The sequence below is a fragment of the Egibacteraceae bacterium genome, assembly GCA_040905805.1.
Taxonomy (GTDB): Bacteria; Actinomycetota; Nitriliruptoria; order Euzebyales; family Egibacteraceae; genus DATLGH01.
The window spans coordinates 4,949-28,961 of the sequence record JBBDQS010000090.1 but is presented as its reverse complement, the minus strand read 5'-3'; the positions used below and the strand labels follow the sequence as shown (position 1 = coordinate 28,961).

The window sequence follows — 24,013 nt, the reverse complement described above, 5'->3', positions numbered from 1 at the left end:
GAGACGCAATGCGACGCACCGCCACCGCCGCCCTGACCGCAGCCCTGATGCTCACCGGCACCTCCGCCGCCCTGGCCCAGCCCGGTCCCCCCAGCGACATCCCCGCACCCCCCGCCCAGGCGCAGGGGTCACCCGCCACCGGCGAGGACCGCTCCGCCGAGGCCCGCGAGAACGCCGCACCGCAAGGCTCGCCCGCCACCGGCCAGGAGCGCTCCGCCGAGGCCCGAGCCCATGCCAGCGAGCGGTCCGGCGTGACCGTGCCCGCCAGCGAGGAGGCCCGCGAGGGCGGCCGCGACTTCGGTGAGCAGCGCGCCGCCGCCGCCCGCGCACGCGGCGAGCAGGAGAACGACGCCACCGAGAACGCCGTCGACGGCGACGACCTGGAGGTCGATGGCCTCGACGACGTCGACCTGCCCGAGCAGGGCGACGAGGCTCGCGGAGTGCTCACCACGATCACCGAGTCCGTCACGTCCCTGCTGAACACCATCAAGAGCCTGTTCGGCTTCTAGACAACGCCCCAGCTCCCCCCAGCCAGCCGCGCCGCGCCACCCGCCAATCCGGGTGACCGGCGCGGCTTCAACTTTTGGGGTCGTCGCCCGCCAAGCAACCTACCGGACATGCGCACTCCGACGACCCGACCCCCTGCATGTTCGCCTACGCAGGTGGCCGCATGCTGACCGGCGGGGCGCGCTGGTGGGTGCCCTGACGGGCCGGGCGAGAAGCAGCAAGCCGGACGTCAAGCGACTATGGCGAGAAGAGCTGCGGTCTCGGCCAGCAGTCCGCCGGCGCCGACGCCGTCACCGGTGAGGCCACCGAAGCGCTTTCGCCACCACAGGCCGTAGACGGTCACGGCGACCAAGGAACCGGCGAGGGCGACGGCGCCCTGCAGTCCTCCAGCGAGGGTGACGGCGGCAAGCGCCACCGCCACGGTGGTCAACGTCGCGAGGGGGCCTGGACGCGCGAAGGCGGCAGCCAGCGAACCGTGGTCCCGCGGCGGGAGCAGCGTGAGCAGCAGGATCATCGCCGTGCGGCCCGCCACCGGGGCCGCCACCAAAGCGAGGCCTGCCGCAGGGGCTCCGGCCAGCAACGCGAACCGGAGCAGGGTGACCAGGACGATCGCAGCCGCGCCGGCCGCACCGACCGCGGGCTCGCGCATGATCCGGATGGCGTCGTCGGGTGGGCGGCGGCTGGCGACCCCGTCGGCCACGTCGCCACAGGCGTCCAGGTGCAGGACACCGGTCAGCACTGCGTCCACGACGAGCACGAACGCGGCCGCCACCAGCGGCATGTCGAGGAGCATCCCGAGGGAGAAGGCGCCGAGCCAGGCCAAGCCGGTGAGCGCACCGACGAGGGGGAAGGAGATCACCGTCGCGTGGCCCGGTGCCCGATGCTCACCGGGGGCCGGAAGGATGGTGAGGAAGCGCAGGGCGGTTCGCACCTTCAGCCGGAAAGACCGAGGTCGTCCAGTTCCGCCATGTCGCTCAGCACCTGAGCGGCGGCGATGACGAGTGGGACCGCGAGCAGCGCCCCGGTCCCCTCTCCCAATCGCAGCTGCAGGTCGAGTAGCGTGTCGAGGCCGAGATGGTCGAGGCTCGCGACCGCGGCCGGCTCGGTGGACCGGTGGCCTCCCACGAGGTACCCGCCGACCGCCGGGCAAATCGCCGCCGCGACGAGCGCGGCGGTGTTCGACACCACCCCGTCAAGGATGACCGGGAGGCGCTCGGCCGCGCCGGCCAGGATCAGGCCGGCCAATGCTGCGTGCTCCAATCCGCCGACGGCGGCGAGGACGCCCAGCGGGTCCCCGGGGTCGGGCTGGTGACGCGTGAGCGCCTCCCCGACGACGGTGACCTTGATACCGAACGTGTCATCGTCCACACCGGCCCCTCGGCCGGTGATCATGGCAGCGCTGACACCGGTGAACGCCGCGGCCAGGCACGCCGACGGTGTCGTGTTGGCGATCCCCATGTCCCCGGTGACCAGCAAATCAGCACCGGCCGCGACGAGCTCGTCGACGATGCCCGCTCCGGCCAGCACCGCCCGGGCGGCCTCCTCGCGGGTCATGGCGGGACCGGCGCTCAGGTCTGCGGTGCCGTCGCGCACCCGGGCGCGCCGCAGCCGCGGGTGGTCGGGGACGGGATGGGCCACACCGACGTCGAGGACGCTGACCCGTGCCCCGGCCACGTGGGCGAGGACGTTGGCTGCGGCCCGTCCGGCGCAGAACTGCTCGACCATGGCGGCGGTGATCTGCTGGGGCCACGGCGTGACGCCGCGGGCGTGGACACCGTGGTCACCGGCAGCAACGACCACCGCGGGCTCGCCGGGGACCGGCGGGGGGCAGCGGCCGGCGATCGCGGCAAGCTGCGCGCCGAGTTGCTCGAGCCGTCCGAGGCTGCCGGGCGGCTTCAGCAGGGTCTGGTGCCGGCGCCGGGCGGCCTGCGCGGCGCCGTCGTCGACAGGCTCGATCTCGGCGACGAGATCAGTGACGCGCTGCTCGGCGGTCACCGGCCGGCTCCTGCGGCTGCCTGCCGGCGGTCCCACAAGGCTCCGGCAACGACCGCCTCGTGGACCGACATGGCGATGGCGGCGCCGACACGGGTGCCCGGCCCGGCAAAGCTGCTCGGTGCAGGTCCGGGCAGGCACGCGATGCACAGGGCGTCGGTCGCCGTTCCGGTGGGGTCGCCGCGGCGGTCGGCCACCTGCTGCAGGTGCGCTGCTGGATCGGTACGCGCGTAGGCGGGAGGGACCTGGACGTTGAGCCAGGTGCGGATGTCGCCGAGGCCGCCCCCGAGCACCGCGGAGGACAGGCACCGCAACGACTGGGTGAACCGGACGGCGAGCACCCCGTGCATGACGGTGACGTTCATGCGGTGAGGATCGCTGTGAGTGCGCCGGCGAGCCGCTCGCTGCTGGGTGCGTCGCGGACCGACACCCGCAGATGAGAGGCGTCAAGGCCCGGGAACGTGGAGGGACGCACGGCGATGCCCCGCTCCAGCAGCCCGGCGTGGACGCGGGGGCCGTCGGGCACGCGCAGCAGCAGGAAGTTGGCGGCCCCGCGCCACACCTCGACGTCGGTCCGCGCTGCCAGCGCGGCGGCCAGCCGCTCGCGTTCCCGTGTGACCCGCCGGGCCACCTCCAGACGATGTTGCTCGTCGGCGGCGCAGGCGGCCACGGCCGCCAACGCCGGCGTCGACACCGCCCAGGGCTGGCGGCGGCACCGCAGCCGGTCGACCAGCACGGGCGGGGCAAGCAGGTAGCCGGCCCGCAGCCCCGCCAGGCCCCACAACTTGGTGACGCTGCGCACGACCACGAGGCCCGGAAGGTCGCTGCGCGCTGCGAGGCTGGCTGCGGGGTCCTCGACGAAGTCCATGAACGCCTCATCCACGACGGTGGTCCGGCCGGGCCGGCACACGGCCGCGACGACCTCGGGCGCATCGAGCGTGCCCGTGGGGTTGTTGGGGTTGCCGACGACCACCAGGTCGGCGTCGTCAGGTACCGCGGTGGGGTCGAGCGCCCAACCGTCGCCGGGGCGTCGGTAGCAGTGCGCCACGGGCAGGCCTGCGGCGCGCAGGGCCGCCTCCGGCTCGGTGAACTGCGGGTGAACGATGACCGGCCGGCGTGCCTCGAGCGTCGCGGCGAGCAGCCAGAACGCCTCGGCGGCCCCGGCCGTCACGCAGACCTCTGCGGGGTCCCGTCCGTGGCGCAGGGCGACAGCGGTGCGTGCGTCACCGTCTGCGGGATACCCCGCGAGGCCGTCGAGGGATGCCGTGATGGGCATGCGGATGTGCTCCGGCGGCCCGTCGCCCCACACATTCACCGCGAGGTCCAGCGCCCCGGGGGGCACCATCGTGTCCCCGTGCGCCCGCAGGCCTGTCGCGGGTCCCCCGGTCGCCCGATCCGCCGGTGGGGTTCGTGCGGGGAGGGGGGTGGCGCGACCGGCGACGACCTGCAGCACCCGGTCGGCGTCGGCGGCCAGGAGTTGCGCTGCGTCTCCCAGCATGTCCACCCAGCGGCGGGTCAGCGGGTCGGGCGGCACGAGGCCCTCGCCGACGAGCTCGGCGACCACGACCACCGGCCCGCCGGGCCGGGCTGCTGCGGCGTCCCAGAAGGCCTTCAGGCGGTCCAGTGCGGCGTCGGCGTCCAGTGCCGCGCTCACCCAGCCCCCGAGGGAGTCGACGAGCACCGCGGCGCCGGCGGGGCTGCGGTCGAGCCCGGCGACCAGGTCAGGGGTCTCTACCGTCGCCCAGTGGGCCGGCCGGCGGGCGCGGTGGGCGGCGATGCGTGCGGTCATCTCGTCGTCGCTGGGCTGCCCGGTGGCGAGGTAGGCCACCTGCGCCGTGCCGGTGACCAGCGCTTCGGCGGCGGCGCTCTTGCCCGAGCGGGTCCCGCCGAGGACGAGGATGCGCTCACCCATGGGTGTGCACGCCCTCGTCGGCCGGGGGTGCGGGGGGCGCCGGCCCCGGGTCGTCGGGATGTGCGTGCGGCACCTGGGGCAGGCCGACCTTGTCGGCGAAGCCCGGCAGGGGTCTGCGGTGGACGCAGCCGTCGCAGTTCATCACCGCGGTGCCGTCCAGTGCCTCGGCGTAACGGTCCAGCGCGAGTCCGGCGATGCGATCGTCGGGGCCAAGGTAGCCGGTGACGGTCACCGCCACGTCCGCGTGTTGGCGGGCGTAGGCCGCTGATTGGGCGCGGATGCGCTCCTCGAGCACACCGGTGAACAGGAAGTAGGGGACGACGGCGATGCGGGTGGCGCCGAGCAGGCGCAGGCGCTCCAGCGCCTGGGGGATGCGGGGGTGGGTGAGCCCGACGAATCCGGTCTCCACCAGCGGCCAGTCCCGGCCTTCCCACAGCAGCCGGGAGACCTTGTGCAGGTCGGCGTTGGCGTCGGGGTCGCTGGAGCCACGACCGACGAGCAGCACGGCGGTGTGCGAGCGCTCGGCGGGCGGCACGGCCGCGGTCAGGCGCTCGTCGAGGACGGTGAGCAGGTTCGGGTGGACACCGAGCGGGCGGCCGTAGGTGAAGCGCACGCCCGGCAGCTGACGGCGGGCCGCGGCGATGCTTCCGGGGACGTCGGTCTTGGCGTGTCCGGCGCCGAGCAGCACCAGGGGCAGCACGACGATGTGCTCGTGTCCCGCGGCGGCGAGGTCGCCAGCGGCGGTGGTCAGCGGCGGGGAGGCGAGCTCGATGAACCCGGTGCCCACGGTCAGCTCGGGTGCGAGCGCGCGGACGCGGTCCGCCAGGGCGAAGTACTCCTCGACGCCGGCGGTGCTGCGGGTGCCGTGCCCGGCGAGCAGCAGGGCGGGCGTCATCGCCGACCCCCGGCGTACAGCAGCGCGTTCAGCGCGGCTGCGGCCACGGCCGACCCGCCCTTGGGGCCCCGGTTGCTGACCGCCGGCAGGCCGCTGTCGCGCAGTGCTTGCTTGGCCTCGACCGCGCCGACGAAGCCCACGGGCAGGCCGACGACCAGCGCCGGGTCCGCGTCGGCTTCCAGCAGTGCGAACAGCGCGGTGGGGGCGCAGCCCACGACGTAGACGCCTCCCGGACCGGCCTGCGCCACCGCGGCGCGGATCCCCGCGGCGCTGCGGGTCTGTCCCGGCGGGGGCTCGGCCGCACCGAGGCCGCATGAGGTCGCAACGGCGGTGATGCCCGCGGCGACCATCGCCACGTCGACGACCACAGGCCGCCCGGCGTCCAGTGCGGCCAGGCCACGCTGCAGCGCGTCCTCGTCCAGGACGAGGTCGCCGGCGTAGTCCACGTCGGCTGAGGCGTGCACGACCCGTTCGGTCACGGCACGACTCAGCGGTGGGAGCCCGGCGAGGTCCACCGTGCCGCGCATGCGGCGGTAGGACTCGGCTTCGATGGGGTGGACGGTGGTCACCGCAAGACCTCCACGATGGCGTCGACGGGGCAGATCTCGATGCACTCTGCGCAGGCGGTGCAGGAGTCCAGCACGTCCAGGGGCGGCCCGTATCCGGGTGGCGCGACCCGGATGGCGGCCTCCGGGCAGGTGGCGAGGCACGCGCCGCAGCCCACACAGGCCATGGTGACCGCTACGGCGGTGTCGTCACATGAGACCGCGTACCTGCGCTCGCTGACCGCGGTCACTGGTAGCCCCTGGGGGTGAGCATGCGGCCGGCGGCCAGGCGGGTCTGGCTGCTGCCGACCACCACGGTGGTGCGCATGTCGACCAGTTGGGGGTCGAGCTCACCGAGGGTGGTGAGGGTCACCTGCTGGGTGGGCCGGTAGGCGTCGGTGACGATGCCGACCGGGGTGTCGGGCTTGCGGTGCTCGCCCAGCAGCAGGCAGGCCTCCTGCAGCTGCCAGTCACGGGCTCGGCTGCGCGGGTTGTAGAACACGACGACGAGGTCGCCTTCCGCGGCGGCTTTGACCCGCCGGCGGATCACCTCCCACGGCGTGAGCAGGTCCGACAGCGAGATGGCGCAGTGATCGTGGCCCAGCGGAGCGCCGAGCAGTGCCGCTGCGGCCACCGCTGCGGTGATCCCGGGGATCGTCACCACGTCGATGTCGTCGCCGGCCAGCTCGACGGCGGGCGACGCCATGGCGTACACCCCGATGTCGCCTCCCGACAGCAGCGCGACGCTGCGGCCCTCCCGGGCAGCCCCCACCGCTTCCCGGGCGCGGGTCACCTCGTCGCCGATCGGGCTGGGCCGGATCTCGCAGCCCGGGCGGGTGAACCCGCGTACCCGGTCCAGGTACTGGTCGAGGCCGACGACGACCTCCGCGGCGGCCAGGGCGTCGCGGGCCATCGCCGGCAGCAGCGCCTCGTCGCCGGGCCCGGCGCTGACCAGCGTGAGCCGGCCGCGCACCGGCAGGCGGGCCACCGCCACCGTGGCGTTGGCGCTCTTGCGCTTGGCCACGACCAGCTCGCCGCCCGACTCCAGCGCTGCAGCCTCGGCGACACTGGGGGTGCCCACGGCGGCGCGGACGGTCTCGCTGGGGTTGGGCACCGCCACGGCCGCCAGCCGGCCGACAGGGTGGGTGACCAGCGGCCATCCACGGGCGGCCGCGGCGGCGATGACGCCGGGCTCGTCGGCCTTGACGTCGGCGGTGGCCAGCCGGGTCACCGACAGTGGGGACAGTCCGGCGTCGGCCAGGGCGGCGTCGACCAGGTCGCCGACCTCGGCCGCCGAGACGCCGCGGGCGGCACCCATGCCGACCACGAGCGACGCTGGGCGGTACACCACGCACGGGCGGGGCGCGTCGACCAGCTCGTCGGTGACGAGGATGCCGGGGGCGCGCGGCTCGTCGCTGTCGACCACGGTGGTGGGCAGGGGGCCGGTGGGCCAGGGTCGGGCCCGCCAACGGTGCACCGGCGCCCCCGCGAGGAGGGCGGCGCCGACGGCGGCGGTGGCGGCGTGGTCGGGGTCGAGCCGCAGGCCCAGGTCCGCTCCGAGGGTGTCGAGCGCTGGCAGGTCCAGCACGTCGCTGGCGGTGGTCACCACGGGTGTGGCGCCCAGCGCCGCGGCGACCCGGCGGGCGAGGTCGTTGGCGCCGTGGTGGCCGCCGCACAGCGCGACCGCGAAGCGGCCCGCGTCGTCGACGGTCACCACCGGCGGGTCGGTGCGCTTGCCGGCCAGATGCGGGGCGACGAGCCGGGTGGCCGCACCCGTGGCCATGCACAGCACGAGTGCTGCGGCATCGTCCCAGGCGTCCGCCAGCGCCTGGGCGGGCCGGCCGTCCACCAGGCAGGTGTCGGCCAGCACCGCGGCGAGGTGCTCGCCGTGGCGGCGTCCCGCGGCGGTGGCGGCGATGGCGACCGTGGTCACGGCCGGCCTCCCCTGATCAGGAAGACCGGGTTGGTGGTGGCCAGCCGGTGGCCGCCGGCCAGCGGTGCCAGGCGGGCGGCGTGGATCTGGGTGGCTTCGACCTGCAGGCCGTGGCGCTCCAGCGCCCCGGTCACGCCGGCGATGCGTTCGACGGTGGCCAGGGCGACGACCACGCTGCGGCGGGCGCGGGCAGCCGCCTGCTCGACGATGTCGGTCAGCGCGGTCCCCCCGCCGCCGACGAACACCGCGTCGGGGTCGGGTAGGGCGGCCAGCGCCTCGGGTGCCTTGGCGCACACGACCTCGACGGGCACGTCGTGGCCGGCGGCGTTGGCCCGGGCGCGGTCGCACTGCTCGGGGTCGCTGTCCACGGCGATCACCGCTGCGCCCAGTCGGGCGCACTCGGTGGCCACCGCGCCGCTGCCGGCGCCGACGTCCCACACGAGGTCACCCAATCCCGGGCCGAGCCAGCCGAGCGCGACCGCGCGCACCTCGGCTTTGGTGATCATGCTGTCGCGGTGGGTGAACGCGCTCTCGGGCAGCGCCCAGCGCTGGGCGGTCCCACGGGGCGGCGCCGCCCAGCCCTTCTGTGACGCCGGCAGCGGGTCGTCGAGGACGACGACGACGTTGGGGTCGCGCCAGTCGCTGCGGGCGGCGGCCTCGTGGGGGGTCACGGTGGTGACCCGCTCGTCGGGATGGCCGAGGCGCTCGGCGACGACCAGGCGCTTGGCCAGCCCGGCGAGCGCCGCACCGAGCTCGGCGGGGCCGAGCGCCGGGCCGGTCAGGACCGCGACCTTGGGCAGGCGCCGGCAGACCGCGAGCGCGCGGTCAGGCGAGCGGCCGTGGGTGGAGACGACCTGGGCGTCGTCCCAGGAGGTCGCGGCCGCGGCGAACGCCGCCGCCACCGACGACACCGCGGGGATCACCGTGACGTCGGTGTGCTCGGCGGCCACCGCCCGGACGATGCCGAAGAAGCCCGGGTCGCCGGAGGCGAGCACGACGCGGCGCCCCTGGGCCTCGCGCAGCACCGTCAGGGTCGCGGGCAGGTCACGGTCGACCACGACCTGGCGCACCGCCGGCGGCAGCGACCCGGCGACGAGCTCGACATGGCGGGACCAGCCCAGGACGACGTCGGCCCGGGCCAGCGCGGCGCGGGCGCGGTCGGCCAGCGGCCCGCCGTCGAGTCCCACCACGGTGATCATCGGGGCGCCCGCCAGCCGGGGCTGGCGCCGACCAGCTCGAGCGTGTCGAAGTCGACCATCACCGCGTCGGCGTCCACGGCGCCGTCGGTGAACCGGGTGAGGTTGTCGGCGACCTGCGCGCACAGCAGGGACGGCGCCCGCTCGACGCCGTGGTGCTGCCACAGCTCGTAGGCGTGGCGGGCGGTGTTGGCGACGGCGACCGCGTCGACGACGTCTGAGGGGGCGCCGGCGTCGGCGGTGATCTCGGCCAGGTAGCCGAGGTCCACCTTGGAGCGGGTGTAGTGGGTCATGAGGATCCCGGCGCCGAGCTTGGCGAGCTTGCCGATCATGCCGACGAACACGCAGCGGCCGATGCCGCGTTCGGTCAGGCGTCGCAGCGCCGCCCCGGTGAAGTCGCCGAGCTCGACGAAGCACACGTCGGCCAGGTCGGGCAGCAGCCGCATGGCGGCCCGCTCGGTGCGCCCGCCGGTGGCCAGCACCACCAGGTCCTGGTCGGCTGCGGCGGCGACGTCGACGGCCTGGACGACCGAGGCGCGCCAGCTGGCGGTGGAGAACGGCCGGACGATGCCGGTGGTGCCGAGGATGGAGATGCCCCCCACGATCCCCAGCCGGCGGTTGGTGGTCTTGCGCGCCATCGTCTGGCCGCCGGGGACGGTGATGGTGCACGCCACGCCGACGCGCTCCAGGTCGACGACCTCGCCGACCGCCTGGGCGATCATCCGCCGCGGGGTCGGGTTGATCGCGGGTCCCCCGACCTCCAGACCGAGCCCCGGCTTGGTGACGGTGCCCACACCGTCGCCGGCGTGGAAGGTGATCCCGGGCTCGGCGGCGGGCTCCAGACGCACGGTGAGGTGCGCGCCGTCGGTCACGTCGGGGTCGTCGCCGGCGTCCTTGACCACGACCGCCTCGGCCCAGCCGTCGACGGCTTGCGCATGCTGGACGGCGAACCCGGCCCGGTCGCTGCCGGCGAAGGGTTGGGGCAGCGGGATGTCGACCCTGGTGGGGACGTCGCCGCCGGCGAGCAGCACCGCCGCCGCTTTGGCGGCGGCCGACGAGCACGCGCCGGTCGTCCATCCGGTGCGCAGCGCGGTGGGGCGGTCCTTCGCGGTGCGCGGCAGGTCCGGTTCGCGCAGCTCCCGAGCGCCGCTCACGGCGCCGCCCCGGTGCGGAACTCGTGGGAGAACCCGGGGTCGTACAGCTTGCTGCGGGTTCCGCCGGCTTCCAGCGCGCGACCGACCAGGATGAGGGTGTGCTTGCGCACCCCCATGGACCGCAACGTTGCTGCGAGGTCGTCCAGGGCACAGTGCTGCACCTGCTCGTCGGGCCAGGTGGCCTTGTACACCACCGCGCAGGGGGTGTCGGGCGGGTAGCCGCCGGCGAGCAGCTCGCGCTGGACCGCGTCGGCGCGCTTGGCGGACAGGAACAGCGCCATGGTCGTGCCGTGCCGGGCGAAGGCGCGGACCTCCTCGCCCGCCGGCATCGGGGTGGCGGTGGCCAGCCGGGTCAGGATCACCGACTGGGCGACCTCGGGCGCGGTGAGCTCGCGGCCGACCGCGGCGGCGGCCGCGGCGAGGGAGGACACGCCGGGCACGATCTCCCAGCCCAGCCCGCGCGCCTCGCACGCCGCGATCTGCTCGCCCACCGCTCCCCACAGCGACGGGTCACCGGAGTGCACACGCGCGACCTGCAACCCTGCGGCGGCGGCGCGGTCGTAGATGGCGCACACCTCCTCCAGGGTCAGCCCGGAGGAGTCCACGATCTGCGCGTCGTACCGGGCGTGGTCGGTCACCGTGGCGGCCATGACCAGGCTGGCCGCCCAGATCACCACGTCGGCGGCGGCGATGACCCGGGCGCCGCGCAGCGTCAGCAGGTCGGGGGCACCGGGGCCCGCGCCGACGAACCACACCTTCCCGGCGCTCACAGGGCACCCCCGCGCGCACCGCGGACACGGGTGACGATCACCGTCGACAGGTAGGGCGCGGGCCCGTCGGGCAGGTCCCCGACCAGCTCGTCGTCCAGGCCCAGCCGGGCGCCGAACACCGCCTGCTCGAGTCGGCCGCTGTCGGCGAGCACCTCGCGGATGCGGGGCAGGTGCCGCCCGCCCTTGTAGGACACCACGGTGTCGTGAGCCGCCAACGCGGCGGCCAGCTGGTCGGCGCCGGCCGTGAAGGGCAGCAGCGCGAGCGTCTGCGTGCCCTCGGCGAGCACGGTGCCGCTGCGCGCGGCGAGGTCCTGCAGGGCGGTGATCCCCGGCACGGTGTCGATCGCCACGTCGGGGACCAGCCCGCGGACGGTGTCGGCGAGGTAGGTGAACGTCGAGTACAAGTTGGGGTCACCGATCGTGGCGAAGGCGGCGTGGCCCCCGACCCCGATCACCTCCGCGACGGCGTCGCCGGCCGCGTCCCAGCCGGCCTCACGCCCGGCGGGGTCGTCGCCGAGGGTGAACGCCAGCCGGGTCACCCGCTGATGGCCGACGTGCGCAAGGACGACCCGTTCGGCGTAGCCGGGCTCGCCGCTGGACGACACGGGCACGAACACCTGGTCGGCCTCGCCCAGGACCCGCACCGCTTTGACGGTCACCAGCTCGGGGTCGCCCGGCCCCACGCCCACGCCGGTGAGCCTCATGCCGCGGCCTCCACGAGCCGTCGGGCGGCCTGGGGGGTCGCCGCCCAGTGGGTGTGCAGGAAGCTGGCGTGGATATTGGCTGCGGCGAAGCCCTCGGCGCGTCCCTGCCAGCGCCATGCGCCTGGTGTTCCCGCGGCAGGGCTGGTCGCCGAGTAGTGGAACTCGTGGCCGGCGACCTGCTCGCCGCGGCGCCACAGCACCGAGTCGGTGGCGGCCTCGGCGCGGCGGTACCCCAGGTGCAGGCGCCCGGTCATCGACGCGGTCGCCTCCAGCACACCGCACATCGCCAGGCCGTCCAGCTCGGCGCACAGGTACAGCAGCCCACCGCACTCGGCGACGACCGGCCGGCCGCTGCGGGCGAAGGCGGTGACGGCTGTGCGCAACGGCGCGTTGGCGGACAGCGCCTCGGCGTGCTCCTCGGGGAACCCCCCGCCGAGGTAGAGCGCGTCGACGGCGTCAAGCGTCTCGTCGCGTGTGGGGTCAAGCGCGACGATCTCGGCGCCGGCCGCGCGCAGCGCCTCGAGGTTCTCGGTGTAGGTGAAGCTGAACACCGGCCCGCCGGCCACGGCGATGCGTGCGCGACCGTTGCTGGGCGGCGGCTCCCACGGTGTCGCGGTCAGCGCCGGTGCCTGGCCGGCGAGGCGCAGCACGCCGTCGAGGTCGAGCGCGTGCCCGACCCGCTGGCCGAGGACGGCGACGGCGTCGGTGGCGGCGGGCGCGCGCTCGGCGGCGGGCACGAGCCCGAGGTGGCGGGAGGGGGTGCGCAGAGCCTCGTCGCGCAGCAACGTCCCGACGACGGGGATGCCCAGCGGCTCCAGCGCGGTGCGGACCAGGGCGGCGTGTCGCGGGGAGCCCAGCCGGTTGACCACGATCCCTGCGATCCGCAGCTCCGGGTCGAAGGTGGCGAACCCGTGCACGAGCGCTGCGACCGACCTGGCCATCGCCTGCGCGTCGACCACCAGGAGCACCGGGGCGGAAAGCAGGCGGGCGACGTGGGCGGTGGAAGCCGTGTCGCGGTCCGCCGCCGCCCCGTCGAACACGCCCATGACCCCCTCGATGACGGCCACGTCGGCGTGCTGCGCGCCGCGGACGAACAGCGGGGCGATCAGCGACTCGCCGGACAGGTGCACGTCGAGGTTGCGCGACGCCATCCCGGTGGCCAGTCGGTGATAGGACGGGTCGATGAAGTCGGGGCCGACCTTGAACCCGGCCACGCGCAGCCCCCGGGCGGCCAGCGCGGCCATGAGCCCGGTGGCCACGGTCGTCTTGCCCACGCCCGAGTGGGTGCCGGCCACCACGATCCTGGGGACGGTGGTCACGCCACCGCCTCCCGGGCCGCCAGCAGCACCCGCGCCGGGACCGCCTCCAAGGTCGCCACGGCCCGCTCGGTGAGCCGGCTGCCGGCCGCTCCTTCCGGACCGCGAGCCCACCCACCGTGCACGGCCCCTTCGGCCCGACCGGCAGCCGTGCTTCTCCACACCAGTGCCGGGACCGGGCCGGCGGTGTGCCTGCCGGTGGCGGGGTCGCAGCCGTGATCGGGGCAGACGATCAGCGCACCGCCGCGGCGGACGACGATGGCGGCGAGCCGACCGATCAACGTGTCGACTGCTTCGAGCGCGGCGATCTTTGCTGCCCGGTTCCGCGCGTGCGCGGCGTCGTCGGGTCCAGGGCGGTGCACGACGACGACCTGGTCGGCGCCGGCGTCGGCGGTGACCGACTCGGGCTGCGCGTCGGTGACCTGGCAGCCGAGGAGGCGGGCGATGCCGTCGGGCGCTCCGCCGGCGGCGACGACGGTGACGGGCCGGCCCAGCAGGGTGGGCACGTTCGCGGGCTCCTCGACCGGCAGGCGGCCCCAGGGCCACGCGCAGGTCAGTCGGGCGATCGTGGCGAACACCCCGGTGGCGAGGTCGTCCAGCGGCCGGTCGCTGTGGTGGGGGCCCGGCGGGGCGTCACCCCACCGCCGGGGCCCGACGAGCAGGGTGCGGTGGCCGGCCAGCGGGTGGACCCGGGCGCCGAGCGGGCGCACGGCGGTGTCCATCGCTGCGGCGTCGGCGGTCTCGCCGACGGGCCGGTCCAGGCGCCACGCGCCCTGCTCCGCCTCGACCGCGATGGCGGCGGCTGCGGCTTCGAGCAGCCCGCGCGCCAGCGGCGCGTCCAGACGCACCCCGAGCAGGCTGGGCAGGCCCACCTCGGTGCCCGGCGCCAGCCCGGCGGGGATGGTGGCGACCAGCTCCAGGCGGCCCTGACCGGCGAGCCGGTCCAGCTGCGGCGTGCGGGCGGCTTCCAGGCAGGTCGGGTCCGGGCCGAGCGGATCGGCGGCCCCGTCGGGGACCACGAGGACCGTTACCACTCGATGCCCTTCTGACCGCGGTGGCCCTCGTCGAAGGGGTGCTTGACCTTGGTGATCTCGCTGACGAGGTCGGCGAGGTCGACGAGCTCTGCGGGTGCGTCCCGGCCGGTGATGCACACATGCTGGTGGCCGGGCCGGGCGGCGAGTGCGTCGCACACCTCGACGGTGTCCACCCAGCCGAACTTCATCGGGTAGGTGAACTCGTCGAGCAGCAGGAAGGTGTAGGTCTCGTCGGCGAGGCGGCGTTTGACCTCCTCCCAACCTTCCCGGGCAAGGTCGGCGGACTGGTCGAGGTCGCGGGAGGTCCACGTCCACCCGTCGCCCATTTTGAACCAGTCGATCTGCCCGCCCTGGTCGGAGTCCGACAGCAGCGACGCGGCCTTGTGCTCGCCGACGCGCCACTTGCCAGACTTCACGAACTGGTAGACGCCGCAGTGCCATCCCTGCGCCCAGGCGCGCTGCAGCAAGCCGAACGCGGCGGTGGACTTGCCCTTGCCCTGCCCGGTGTTGACGATCAGCAGGGGTCGCTCGCGCTTGCGCCGGCGGGGCTGCTCCTCGGCGGTGGTCATGCTGCTCCCCTCCTCGGTCCTGCGGTGATGCTGTGGACGAGTCCGGCGAGGGGCCCTGCGGCGAGTTCCTCAAGCCGCAGGCACGGCGCCCCCAGGGCGGTGGCGAGCCGGCCGCTCAGGCCGAGGCGCAGCGGTCCGTCCTCGGTGTTGACGACCACGGCGGGCACGCCCCGGGAGGCCAGTCCGGCCGCGGCGGCGGCGGGATCCGGTCCGGTGGTGACCCGCCCGTCGGTGAGCAGCAGCAGCAGGGGGCGGCGGCGGGGGTCGCGGACCCGCTCGCTGGCGATGACCTGCGCGGCGCGCTGCAGACCCGCCGCGATGGGGGTCCGCCCGCCGGTGGGCAGGTCGGTGAGCAGCCGCGCCGCGAGGTCCACCGACGATGTCGGGGGGACGAGCAGGTCGGCCCGATCCCCCCGGAAGGTGATCACGCCGATCCGGTCGCGACGCTGGTAGGCGTCGAGCAGTAGGGACAGGACCGCGCCCTTCACCGCGCTCATCCGTCGGCGGGCGGCCATCGAGCCGCTGGCGTCCACGGTGAACAGCACGAGGTTGCCCTCACGGCCCTCGCGCGTCTTCTGGCGCAGATCCCCCCGGCGCAGCACGAGCCCTGCTGCGCCGCGCTCCCCGGCGCCCTGGCCTGGTGTGGGGCGGCCCCGGGAGGTCTGGCCCGGCGGGGGTCGGCCCCGGGAGGTCTGGCCCGGCGGGGGTCGGCCCCGGGAGGTCTGGTACGGGGCGGCGGCCCGCAGCGTGGCGGGCAGGTCGACGTCGCGGGGTCGGCCCGCCGGTCGGCGCGCGCCGGCATGGCGTCCGCGGTCGCCCTCGGCGGGACTGCGCCGGCCGTGCGCGCCGGCGCCGACGCCCTCGGTCTCCAGGAGCACGGGGCGGAACGTGGACCCGGCCGGCTGGGCGGTCTCGCCCGCCCCCGCTGAGGGGTGCGCTGCCGAGGGCTCGTTGCCATCCGACGACTGGTCGGTGGGGTCCTGGTCGGTGGGGTCCTGGTCGGTGGGGTCCTGGTCGGTGGGGTCCTGGTCGGTGGGTGGCGGCGCGGCGCCCCCGGGCGGCGGGTCGTCGTCGGGGCCCTCGCCGTCCCCGTCGCGGGCGCCCAGCGCCTCGTCGAGGCGCTGCTCGTCGATGCCCGGCGGGTCGAACGGGCCTCGTCGGCGGCGGTGCGGCAAGGCCAGCAGCGCTGCGGTGCGCACGTCGTCGACGGTGACCGTGCTGCGCTGTTCCCAGGCGGCCAGCGTGCTGGCGGTCTTGGCGGTGACGATGTCGGCGCGCATCCCGTCGACCTCGAACGCCGCGCAGGCGGCCACCACGGCATCCAGCGCCTCGTCGCCGAGGACCACCTCGCCGAGGAGCTTGCGGGCCGCGCGGACCCGCGCCGCGGTCTGGGCGTCGGTGTCGGTCCAGGCCGCGGCGAACCCGGCCGGGTCCGCCTCGTAGTCGAGGCGACGGCGGACCACCTCGGCCCGCTCGGCGGGGTCGCGGCTGGCGGCGATCTCCACGGTGAGCCCGAATCGGTCCAGCAGCTGGGGCCGCAGCTCCCCCTCTTCGGGGTTCATCGTGCCCACCAGCTGGAAGCGGGCGGGGTGACGGACGCTGACGCCCTCACGCTCGACGATGTTGGTGCCCATCGCCGCGGCGTCCAGCAGCAGGTCCACGAGGTGGTCGCCGAGCAGGTTCACCTCGTCGACGTAGAGCACGCCTCGGTGGGCCTCGGCGAGCAGGCCCGGCTCGAACGCGCGTCGTCCCTCCATCAGGGCGCGCTCGAGGTCGATGGACCCGGCGAGGCGGTCCTCGGTCGCGCCGACCGGCAGCTCGACGAGGCGCACCGATCGGGGCTCGGCACCGTCGTCGGCCCCGGCGTGGGGCCCGTCAGGACAGGCAGGGTCGGGCCGTGCCGGGTCGCAGGAGAAACGGCAGCCGGCGACCACGGTCACGTCGGGCAGCAGCGCCGCCAGGCCGCGCACCGCGGTGGACTTCGCGGTGCCCTTCTCCCCGCGGACCAGGACACCCCCGATGGCGGGGTTGACCGCGTTGAGCAGCAGGGCGAGCTGCAGGTCGGATGCGCCGACCAGCGCGCTGAACGGATAGGGGTGCATCACCGGTCTTCGAGCGCTCCTTCCAGGTCCAGGTAGGTCTGCCGCAGTCGGTCGAGGGTGTCGGGGTCGGGCTCGCGCCACAGCTTGCGGTCGGCGGCTTCGAGCAGCCGCTCGGTGACCGCCCGCAGCGCCCAGGGGTTGGACTGCTCCATGAACGCCCGCACGTCGCTGTCGAACACGTAGCGCTCGGCCAGCGTGTCGTACATCCAGTCCTCCACGACCCCGGCGGTGGCGTCGTAGCCGAACAGGTAGTCCACGGTGGCCGACAGCTCGAACGCGCCCTTGTAGCCGTGGCGCTGCATGGCCTCGATCCACTTGGGGTTGGCGACCCGGGCGCGGAACACCCGGGCGGTCTCCTCGGCCAGGTCGCGGGTGCGCACCCGGGCCGGGTTCGCGGAGTCGCCGATGTAGGCCTTGGGGCTGGTCCCGGTGAGCGCCCGCACGGTGGCGACCATCCCGCCGTGGTACTGGAAGTAGTCGTCGGAGTCGAACACGTCGTGCTCGCGGGTGTCGGTGTTCTTCACCGCCACCTGCATGCGCGAGAACGTGCGTTCCATGTCAGCCCGGGCCTCCACGCCGTCCAGGTCGCGCCCGTAGGCGTAGCCGCCCCACACGCTGTAGACCTCGGCCAGGTCGGCGTCGGTCTGCCAGTTGCGGGCGTCGATGAGCGGCAGCAGGCCCGCACCGTACGCGCCAGGCTTCGAGCCGAACACCCGGGCGGTGGCCCGCCGTGGGTCCACCCCCGTGGTCGTGTCGCGGCGCACCGCCGCGGCCAGCGGGTTGGCTTCCTCCGGCTCGTCGAGTTCGGCGACCATCTGCACCGCGTCGTCGACCAGGGCGACCAGGTGGGGGAAGGCGTCGCGGAAGAACCCGCTGATGCGCACGGTCACGTCGACGCGGGGACGCCCGAGCTCGGCCACGGGGACGACCTCCAGTCCGCTCACCCGACGCGACTCGGGGTTCCAGGTGGGTCGCACGCCGAGCAGGGCCAGGATCTCGGCGATGTCGTCGCCGTGGGTGCGCATCGCCGCGGTGCCCCACACCACGATGCCCACCGAGGTCGGGTAGGTGCCCTCCTCCTCGACGTAGCGGGCGATCAGGTCGGTGGCGAGGCGCTGGCCGACCTGCCAGGCCAGCTCGCTGGGCAGCGCCTTGGGGTCCACGGAGTAGAAGTTCTTGCCGGTGGGCAGCACGTCGGCCCGCCCGCGGGTTGGTGACCCGCTCGGCCCCGAGGGGACGTAGCGGCCGGCCAGCCCCCGCAGCAGGTTGACCAGCTCCCGGTCGGTGCGCTCCAGGCGCGGCACGACCTCGGAGGCGGCGAAGCGCAGCACGCCGGCGACCTCGTCGACGGCGCTGTCGGCTTCCAGGACGTCACCGGCGACCGCAGCGGCCTTGTCGGGCTCCCAGCCCGTGGCGGCCATGGCGTCGAGCAGCCCGCGGGCGGTGTCCTCGAGCCGGTCGAGCACCGCCCGCGCCCCGGTGTCACGGTGGTCGGGCTCGTCGCCCAGCCCCCAGGCGCGGGCGATGGCGCTGCGCAGCGCGGGCACGTCAGCCAGCCCGGCGGGCGCCTGAGGCCAGGACTGCGGCAGGCGCAGGATCGCCAGGATCAGCCCGAGGCGTTCCTCGCCCGCGGGCGGCTGGCCCAGGATGTGCAGTCCGCCGCGGATCTGCAGGTCCTTCAGCTCGCACAGGTAGCCGTCGACGTCGATGATGATGTCGTCGAGGTCGGGGGGGACCTCGTCGCCGTGCTCGGCGAGCTTGAGGTCGTGTGTCAGCTCGGCGGTGCGCAGCAGGTGCCAGATCTCGCCCTGGAGGGCCGCGACCTTGCCGGGGTCCATGGTCTGCACCTGGTAGTACTCGTCGAGCAGCTGCTCGAGGCGGTACAGTTCGTCGTAGGTCTCCGCGCGGGTCAGCGGCGGCACCAAGTGGTCGACGATGGTCGCGTGCGCCCGCCGCTTGGCCTGCGTGCCCTCACCGGGGTCGTTGACCACGAACGGGTAGAAGAACGGCACGTCGGCGAGGAGCGCGTCGGGCGCGCAGGCCGCCGACAGCCCCAGGCCCTTGCCGGGCATCCACTCCAGGGTGCCGTGCTTGCCGAGGTGCACCACCGCGTCGGCGCCCCACTCCTCGTCCAGCCAACGGTAGAACGCCAGGTAGTGGTGGGTGGGAGCCAGGTCGGGGTCGTGGTAGATCGCCACGGGGTTCTCACCGAACCCCCGCGGCGGCTGGACGGCGAGCACGACGTTGCCGAACGACAGCGTGGCGAACGCCAGCGTGGAGTCGTGCACGTACAGCTCGCCGGGCGGCTCGCCCCAGGCGCCGACGATGGCGTCCTGCAGGTCGGCCGGCAGCCGGCAGAACCACGCCTGGTAGCGCTCGACCGCCAGGCGGGTCGGGTTGGCGGCGAGCTGCTCCTCGGTGAGGAATTCCGCGTCGAACCCGCCCGCGTCGATGAGTCGGTGCACCAGCGCGTCGCCGTCCAGGCTGAGCGTTGGCCAGTCGCCGGTGTCGTAGCCGGCGGCGTGGAGGGCGTCGAGCAGCCGCACCGCGCTGGCGGGGGTGTCAAGGCCCACGGCGTTTCCCACCCGGGCGTGCTTGGTCGGGTAGTTGGACAGCACGATCGCCACCCGCTTGTCGCACTCGGGGCGGCGCCGCAGCCGCGCCAGCCGCACGGCGATGCCGGCCACCCGAGCGGCCCGCTCGGCGTCGGTGACGTAGCGGGCGATGCCGTCGTGCTCCTCCTTGAACGAGAACGGCACCGAGATGATGCGCCCGTCGAACTCGGGGATGGCCACCTGCATCGCGGCGTCCAGCGGGGCCAGACCGTTGTCGCTTGCCTGCCAGAGCGCACGTGACGTGGTGGCGCTGATGGCCTGGACGACGGGCACGTCGAGCTCCTCCAGCGCCGGTACCGGCCAGGTCTCTGCGCCGGCTGCGTGCCGCCCGCCCATGGCGAGCACCGTGGTGACGAGCACGTCGACCTTGCCGCGCAGATGCGCGTCGATGGCGGGTACCGCCCCGTCGGGGTCGGGGCGCAGCGAGTAGCAGAACACGGGCAGGGCGTTGGCGCCGGCGGCCTCGACCGCGTCGGCGAGCTCGTCGAGGAACGCGGTGTTCCCGCTCATCCAGTGGGTCCGGTAGAACACGATCCCCACGGTGGGCCGGTCGGCGCGGAGCTCGCGCTCGCCGTGCACGCCGTGGTCGGGCAGCGTCTCCGGCGGGTCGAACCCGAATCCCTCTCGCAGCACGGTGTCGGCGACGAACCGGAACAGCTGCGCGGTGTTGGCCACCCCGCCCTGCACGAGGTACTCGAAGGCGTCGGCGAGCACGCCCGCAGGCACGGTCGAGGCGGCGGTGAGCTCGGCGTCGGCGGTGGCCTCACCGGAGAACGCCAGCAGCGGGATGCCCTCGGCGCGGCAACGGGCCGCCAGCGGGTCGAAGCCGTCCCAGGCGCGGCGCCCGCCGAGCAGCCGCACCAGGACGGCCCGGGCACCGGCGAGGTTCACGGCGGTGCCCAGCGGGTTAGCTGCGTGCACCGGCCCGAAGCCTTCCGGCAGCAACTCGCGTGCCCGCGCGGCGGCGAGCACCTCGGTGTCGGCGGTGGTGAGGAAGACGATCACGCCAGCGCTCCCCGCAGGACCGGCAGACCGTCGGGCGCGCCGTCGCCCACGAGCGCGGCGAGCGCGGCGGTGTCGGCGTGCACGGCGATGAGATCGCCCAGCGTGTCCAGACGCGCCTCCCGCAGGTCGGCGAACGCGCGGGCGCCGGGAAGGAAGTCCCGGCCGCGGCGGTCAGCCACCCAGGCCAGCAGCGCCCGGCGGAACCCGTCGGCCTCCAGCAGCCCGTGCCAGGTCGTGCCTACGACCGAGCCGGCGACGCAGCCCTCGGCCTGGCCGGAGTCGGTGCGCAGCAACGGGTCTCCGGCGGCGGTGACCCGGCCGTGGTGGATCAGGTAGCCGGTGGCGTCGGAACCGTCGAAGGCGGGGCTGGTGCCCCGCGCCTGCGCCAGGACCTTGTCGGCGGCGAACACCGTCCCGGCGGGCAGCAGCCCCAGCCCGTCGACCTGCCCCGCGCCGCTCTCGACGTGGTCGACGATCCGCAGGCCGAGCATCTGGTAGCCGCCGCAGATGCCGAGGACCGGGTCGCCGCGGCGGGCACGCTCGGCGAGGGCCACGTCGATGCCGCGGGCACGAACGAACGCCAGGTCGTCCACCGTGGCCTTGGTGCCGGGCAGCACGGCGAGGTCGGCGCGCGCCACGTCCGCGGGGTTGTCGGTGAACTGCACGCTGACGCCCGGCTCGCAGGCGAGGGCGTCGAGGTCGGTGAAGTTGCTCATGCGGCGCAACCGCACCACGGCCACGTCGAGGCCGTCACGGCCCAGCGGTGGGGCGACCACCTCGCGGGGCGCTTCCAGCGCCAAGGAGTCCTCGACGTCGAGCCACAGCCCGGCTTGCCACGGCAGCACCCCGAGCGTGGGCCGGCCGGTGGTTGCGTGCAGCCACGCCAGGCCGGGGGCCAGCACCGCCGGGTCGCCGCGGAACTTGTTGATCAGCCAGCCTGCCACCAGCGCCTGGTCGGCGGGCTCGAGCAGGGCCAGGGTGCCGTAGAGGCTCGCGAAGACGCCGCCACGGTCGATGTCGCCGACCACGACGACCGGGAGGTCGGCGGCGCGGGCCAGGCCCATGTTGGCCAGGTCGTCGGCGCGCAGGTTGACCTCGGCGGGGCTGCCGGCGCCTTCGCACACGACCACGTCGTAGCGGGAGCGCAGGTCGGCCAGCGCGTCGAGCACCGTGGGGAGCAGATTGGCTTTGCGCCCCTGGTAGCTGCGGGCGTCCGCGTGCCCGCCGGGACGGCCCATCACGATCACCTGGGTGGTGGTCTCCCCGGCGGGTTTGAGCAGCACGGGGTTCATCGCTGCCTCGGGTTCGGCCCGGGCGGCGGCGGCCTGCATGGCCTGCGCGCGCCCGATCTCGGCGCCGTCGACGGTGACCGCGGAGTTCAGGGCCATGTTCTGCGCCTTGAACGGCGCGACCTTGACGCCCTGGCGGGCGAGGAAGCGGCAGATGCCGGCGACCACGACCGACTTTCCCGCGTCCGAGGCGGTGCCCGCGACCAGCAGCGCGCCGCTCATACTGCGTGCCCCCGGGCGGCGATGAGCCCGGCGGCCAGCAGCGCACCCGCCAGGCCCACCAGCCGCGACAGCGTGACGGCGCGCCCGACGTCGGCGGGATCGGGCGCTGGGCCGTCGCCGTGTGGGCCGCGCACCTCGACGTGGTCGCTGTAGTGGTTGGTGCCGCCCAGGCGCACACCGAGCGCACCGGCGAAGGCCGCTTCGCAGCGCCCGGCGTTCGGGCTCGGGTGCGCCCGGCCGTCGCGCCGGCAGACGGCCAGCGCCCGTCGCGGTTGACCGCCCACCGCCGGGGCGCAGGCGGCGGCGAGCAGGGCGGTGGCCCGGGCCGGCAGCCAACCCAGCACGTCGTCCAGGCGGGCGGCCGCCCAGCCGAACCGGCCGTAGCGGGCGCAGCGGTGCCCGACCATGGCGTCGAGGGTGTTGGCGCAGCGGTGCGCCACCACCCCGGCGGGTCCGGCCAGCGCCGCGTAGACCAGCGGGGCCACGACCGCGTCGGCGGTGTTCTCCGCGACCGACTCGACCGCGGCGCGGCACAGCTCGGGGCCGCCCAGGCCGGTGGGGTCGCGGCCCACGAGCGCGGGCAGGCGGCGGCGAGCCGTGTCCAGGTCGCCTGCCGCCACCGCGTTGCCGACGGCGGTCGCCTCCCTCGTCAGTGAGCGGCCGCCGAGCGCAGCCCAGGTGACGGCCACGAGCAGCAGCGTGCGGCTCCGCGGGCTCAGGTGCTGCTGGGCAGCGGCGGTGAGCAGCGTCGGTGCGGCCACGAGCGCGGTGGCGTAGGCGACGCCGGCGCTGCGCCGGTCACGCCAGATGCGCTGCTCGAGCCGGTCGGCGAGTTCGCCGTACAGCGCGACCGGGTGGCCCCGGCGCGGGTCGCCGCCGGCCAGGTCGACCAGCCAGCCGCCCAGCGGGGCGAGCGCGGCGGCGGTCATGGCGCCACCACCGCGGGCTGCGGCGTCGAGTTGAGCCGCACGAGCCGCCAGCCGCCCTGCTCGTGATGGTGCAGCTCGGTGACCGACAGCGGCGCCACGTCCAGCTTCCACGCCAGCACGCTCGGCACGCCCAACGCGGCGAGCACCGCAGCCCGGACGAAGCCGCCGTGGGTGAACGCCAGCGTGGTGCCACCGAGCCCGGTGACGCGCGCCAGCACGTCGGCGGCCCTGGCACGCAGCGCGGTCGCGGACTCGCCGCCGTGGGGCGCGTGGTCGGGGTCGGCGAACCACCGCTGCAACCCGTCGGTGTCGGCTGCGGCGACCTCGGCCAGCGACCGGCCGGCCCAGGCGCCGAAGTCGCATTCGGCCAGCCCCGCCTGGGGCTCGGCCTGGAAGCCCGCCGCCTCCGCCGTCTGGCACGCCCGGACGGCGTAGGAGGACCAGCAGCGGTCCGCCCGCGGGAGCAGCCCACCCAGGGCCCCCGCGCTTTCGAGCCCGGCGTCGTCCAGCGGGGCGCAGCCGCGGCGTGGTGCGTGGCCGGGCGACGTCGGGAAGCGCGCCGCTCGGGTCTCGCCCGTTGGCGCGTGGCGCACGAGCAGCAGCCGCGCGACGCTCATCGCGTCACTGCTGCTGGACGCTGCGCCCGGGTGGTGAGCAAGCCGAAGATCACGGCCAGCCCTGCGTACAGCACCGCCTGCGTGGCGACCGCCGCCAGGCGGAACGACCACAGCAGCTCCGCGGGGACCGCCGCGGGAGCGCCGGGCCCGGCCACAAGCGCGACAAAGCCGAGCCCGGCGGCCACCATGACCACACCGAGCACGGTCTGGCGGACAGGGGCGTGCAGCCGGGTGTGCTCCTGCAACCAGCGTCCTGCCGTCCAGGCGGCTCCGGCGAGCAGCAGGCCGACCACGATGGAGCCGAGATAGGAAACCGTGCGCCCCGCGACCATCTCCGGATCGCCGACGCCGGGAGGGTTGGGTGGCGCCACGAGTGCGGGCATGAGCACGAACGCGCCGATCAGCACCGCACCGAGCTTGAGGCTGCGGGCCCAGGCGTCGCCGCGCAGCCGGCTGACCGACCAGGCGAACGCCACGCCGAACATCGCACCCACCACCCCACCGACCAGGCCACTGCCGACGACCAGCCCTGCCTGCTGCAGCCATCGGGGCAGCCCCTCGTCATGGGCCTGGCCGTGCGCGGCAGCCTCCTCCAGGGCGATCGCGTGCTCCATGGACGGGCCTCCGACAAGCAGGCCGAAGGCACCGGCAAGCAGCCCGGCTGCCAGCCCGGCTGCCAGCCCGGTCCAAATGGACGAGCTGCGCAT

At 75.2% G+C, this 24,013-nt stretch carries 22 protein-coding genes; 1 reads left to right on the top strand and 21 read right to left on the bottom strand.

Going from position 1 to position 24,013, the window contains the following annotated elements; genetic code table 11:
* On the top strand, nt 1-509 hold a 509-nt coding region (locus WD250_09920), incomplete at its 5' end, for a hypothetical protein (protein ID MEX2620524.1).
* A 227-nt stretch (nt 510-736) separates the two neighbouring features.
* Here the strand turns inward: WD250_09920 and WD250_09915 are convergent.
* Genes WD250_09915 through WD250_09815 form a run of 21 tightly spaced genes read right to left on the bottom strand, consistent with a single transcriptional unit; the run spans nt 737 to nt 24,013 of the window.
* The gene (locus WD250_09915; GenBank protein ID MEX2620523.1) at nt 737-1,438 is read right to left on the bottom strand and encodes an adenosylcobinamide-GDP ribazoletransferase; all 702 of its coding nucleotides are present in this window, start codon (nt 1,436-1,438) and stop codon (nt 737-739) included.
* 2 nt (nt 1,439-1,440) lie between these two features.
* Nucleotides 1,441-2,502, bottom strand: coding sequence for a nicotinate-nucleotide--dimethylbenzimidazole phosphoribosyltransferase (gene cobT, locus WD250_09910; protein MEX2620522.1), 1,062 nt, complete (start codon nt 2,500-2,502; stop codon nt 1,441-1,443).
* On the bottom strand, nt 2,499-2,864 hold the full coding sequence (locus WD250_09905) for an adenosylcobinamide amidohydrolase (GenBank protein ID MEX2620521.1): 366 nt from the start codon (nt 2,862-2,864) through the stop codon (nt 2,499-2,501). The genes cobT and WD250_09905 overlap by 4 nt, the downstream gene beginning before the upstream one ends.
* Complete coding sequence (gene cobC / locus WD250_09900; GenBank protein MEX2620520.1) at nt 2,861-4,411, bottom strand: Rv2231c family pyridoxal phosphate-dependent protein CobC; 1,551 nt, start codon at nt 4,409-4,411, stop codon at nt 2,861-2,863. The genes WD250_09905 and cobC overlap by 4 nt, the downstream gene beginning before the upstream one ends.
* Complete coding sequence (locus tag WD250_09895; GenBank protein ID MEX2620519.1) at nt 4,404-5,306, bottom strand: sirohydrochlorin chelatase; 903 nt, start codon at nt 5,304-5,306, stop codon at nt 4,404-4,406. Before WD250_09895 ends, cobC begins: the two co-directional genes overlap by 8 nt.
* The gene (locus tag WD250_09890; protein MEX2620518.1) at nt 5,303-5,875 is read right to left on the bottom strand and encodes a precorrin-8X methylmutase; all 573 of its coding nucleotides are present in this window, start codon (nt 5,873-5,875) and stop codon (nt 5,303-5,305) included. The genes WD250_09895 and WD250_09890 overlap by 4 nt, the downstream gene beginning before the upstream one ends.
* On the bottom strand, nt 5,872-6,102 hold the full coding sequence (locus tag WD250_09885; GenBank protein ID MEX2620517.1) for a 4Fe-4S binding protein: 231 nt from the start codon (nt 6,100-6,102) through the stop codon (nt 5,872-5,874). Before WD250_09885 ends, WD250_09890 begins: the two co-directional genes overlap by 4 nt.
* Nucleotides 6,099-7,784, bottom strand: a complete 1,686-nt coding sequence (cobJ, locus tag WD250_09880) for a precorrin-3B C(17)-methyltransferase (GenBank protein MEX2620516.1) — start codon at nt 7,782-7,784, stop codon at nt 6,099-6,101. The genes WD250_09885 and cobJ overlap by 4 nt, the downstream gene beginning before the upstream one ends.
* Nucleotides 7,781-8,983 carry a precorrin-6y C5,15-methyltransferase (decarboxylating) subunit CbiE gene (gene cbiE, locus WD250_09875; GenBank protein MEX2620515.1) on the bottom strand — a complete coding sequence of 401 codons (1,203 nt, stop codon included), beginning with the start codon at nt 8,981-8,983 and terminating at the stop codon, nt 7,781-7,783. Before cbiE ends, cobJ begins: the two co-directional genes overlap by 4 nt.
* Complete coding sequence (locus WD250_09870; protein MEX2620514.1) at nt 8,980-10,134, bottom strand: cobalt-precorrin-5B (C(1))-methyltransferase; 1,155 nt, start codon at nt 10,132-10,134, stop codon at nt 8,980-8,982. Before WD250_09870 ends, cbiE begins: the two co-directional genes overlap by 4 nt.
* Nucleotides 10,131-10,904 (bottom strand): precorrin-4 C(11)-methyltransferase, encoded by a 774-nt coding sequence (cobM, locus tag WD250_09865; protein MEX2620513.1) that lies wholly within the window; start codon nt 10,902-10,904, stop codon nt 10,131-10,133. Before cobM ends, WD250_09870 begins: the two co-directional genes overlap by 4 nt.
* Nucleotides 10,901-11,608, bottom strand: a complete 708-nt coding sequence (cobI, locus tag WD250_09860; protein MEX2620512.1) for a precorrin-2 C(20)-methyltransferase — start codon at nt 11,606-11,608, stop codon at nt 10,901-10,903. The genes cobM and cobI overlap by 4 nt, the downstream gene beginning before the upstream one ends.
* Nucleotides 11,605-12,927 (bottom strand): cobyrinate a,c-diamide synthase, encoded by a 1,323-nt coding sequence (locus WD250_09855; GenBank protein ID MEX2620511.1) that lies wholly within the window; start codon nt 12,925-12,927, stop codon nt 11,605-11,607. Before WD250_09855 ends, cobI begins: the two co-directional genes overlap by 4 nt.
* Nucleotides 12,924-13,958, bottom strand: a complete 1,035-nt coding sequence (locus WD250_09850; protein MEX2620510.1) for a hypothetical protein — start codon at nt 13,956-13,958, stop codon at nt 12,924-12,926. The genes WD250_09855 and WD250_09850 overlap by 4 nt, the downstream gene beginning before the upstream one ends.
* Entirely contained in the window at nt 13,952-14,527 is a 576-nt protein-coding gene (gene cobO, locus WD250_09845) for a cob(I)yrinic acid a,c-diamide adenosyltransferase (protein ID MEX2620509.1), read from the bottom strand. The genes WD250_09850 and cobO overlap by 7 nt, the downstream gene beginning before the upstream one ends.
* Nucleotides 14,524-16,629, bottom strand: a complete 2,106-nt coding sequence (locus tag WD250_09840) for a magnesium chelatase subunit D family protein (protein MEX2620508.1) — start codon at nt 16,627-16,629, stop codon at nt 14,524-14,526. Before WD250_09840 ends, cobO begins: the two co-directional genes overlap by 4 nt.
* Nucleotides 16,629-20,249: a cobaltochelatase subunit CobN gene (gene cobN, locus WD250_09835; GenBank protein MEX2620507.1), complete on the bottom strand. Its 3,621-nt coding sequence runs from the start codon at nt 20,247-20,249 to the stop codon at nt 16,629-16,631. The genes WD250_09840 and cobN overlap by 1 nt, the downstream gene beginning before the upstream one ends.
* Entirely contained in the window at nt 20,246-21,760 is a 1,515-nt protein-coding gene (locus tag WD250_09830) for a cobyric acid synthase (protein MEX2620506.1), read from the bottom strand. Before WD250_09830 ends, cobN begins: the two co-directional genes overlap by 4 nt.
* Nucleotides 21,757-22,689: an adenosylcobinamide-phosphate synthase CbiB gene (cbiB, locus tag WD250_09825; GenBank protein MEX2620505.1), complete on the bottom strand. Its 933-nt coding sequence runs from the start codon at nt 22,687-22,689 to the stop codon at nt 21,757-21,759. Before cbiB ends, WD250_09830 begins: the two co-directional genes overlap by 4 nt.
* Nucleotides 22,686-23,306 (bottom strand): histidine phosphatase family protein, encoded by a 621-nt coding sequence (locus WD250_09820; protein ID MEX2620504.1) that lies wholly within the window; start codon nt 23,304-23,306, stop codon nt 22,686-22,688. The genes cbiB and WD250_09820 overlap by 4 nt, the downstream gene beginning before the upstream one ends.
* On the bottom strand, nt 23,303-24,013 hold the full coding sequence (locus WD250_09815; protein MEX2620503.1) for a CbtA family protein: 711 nt from the start codon (nt 24,011-24,013) through the stop codon (nt 23,303-23,305). Before WD250_09815 ends, WD250_09820 begins: the two co-directional genes overlap by 4 nt.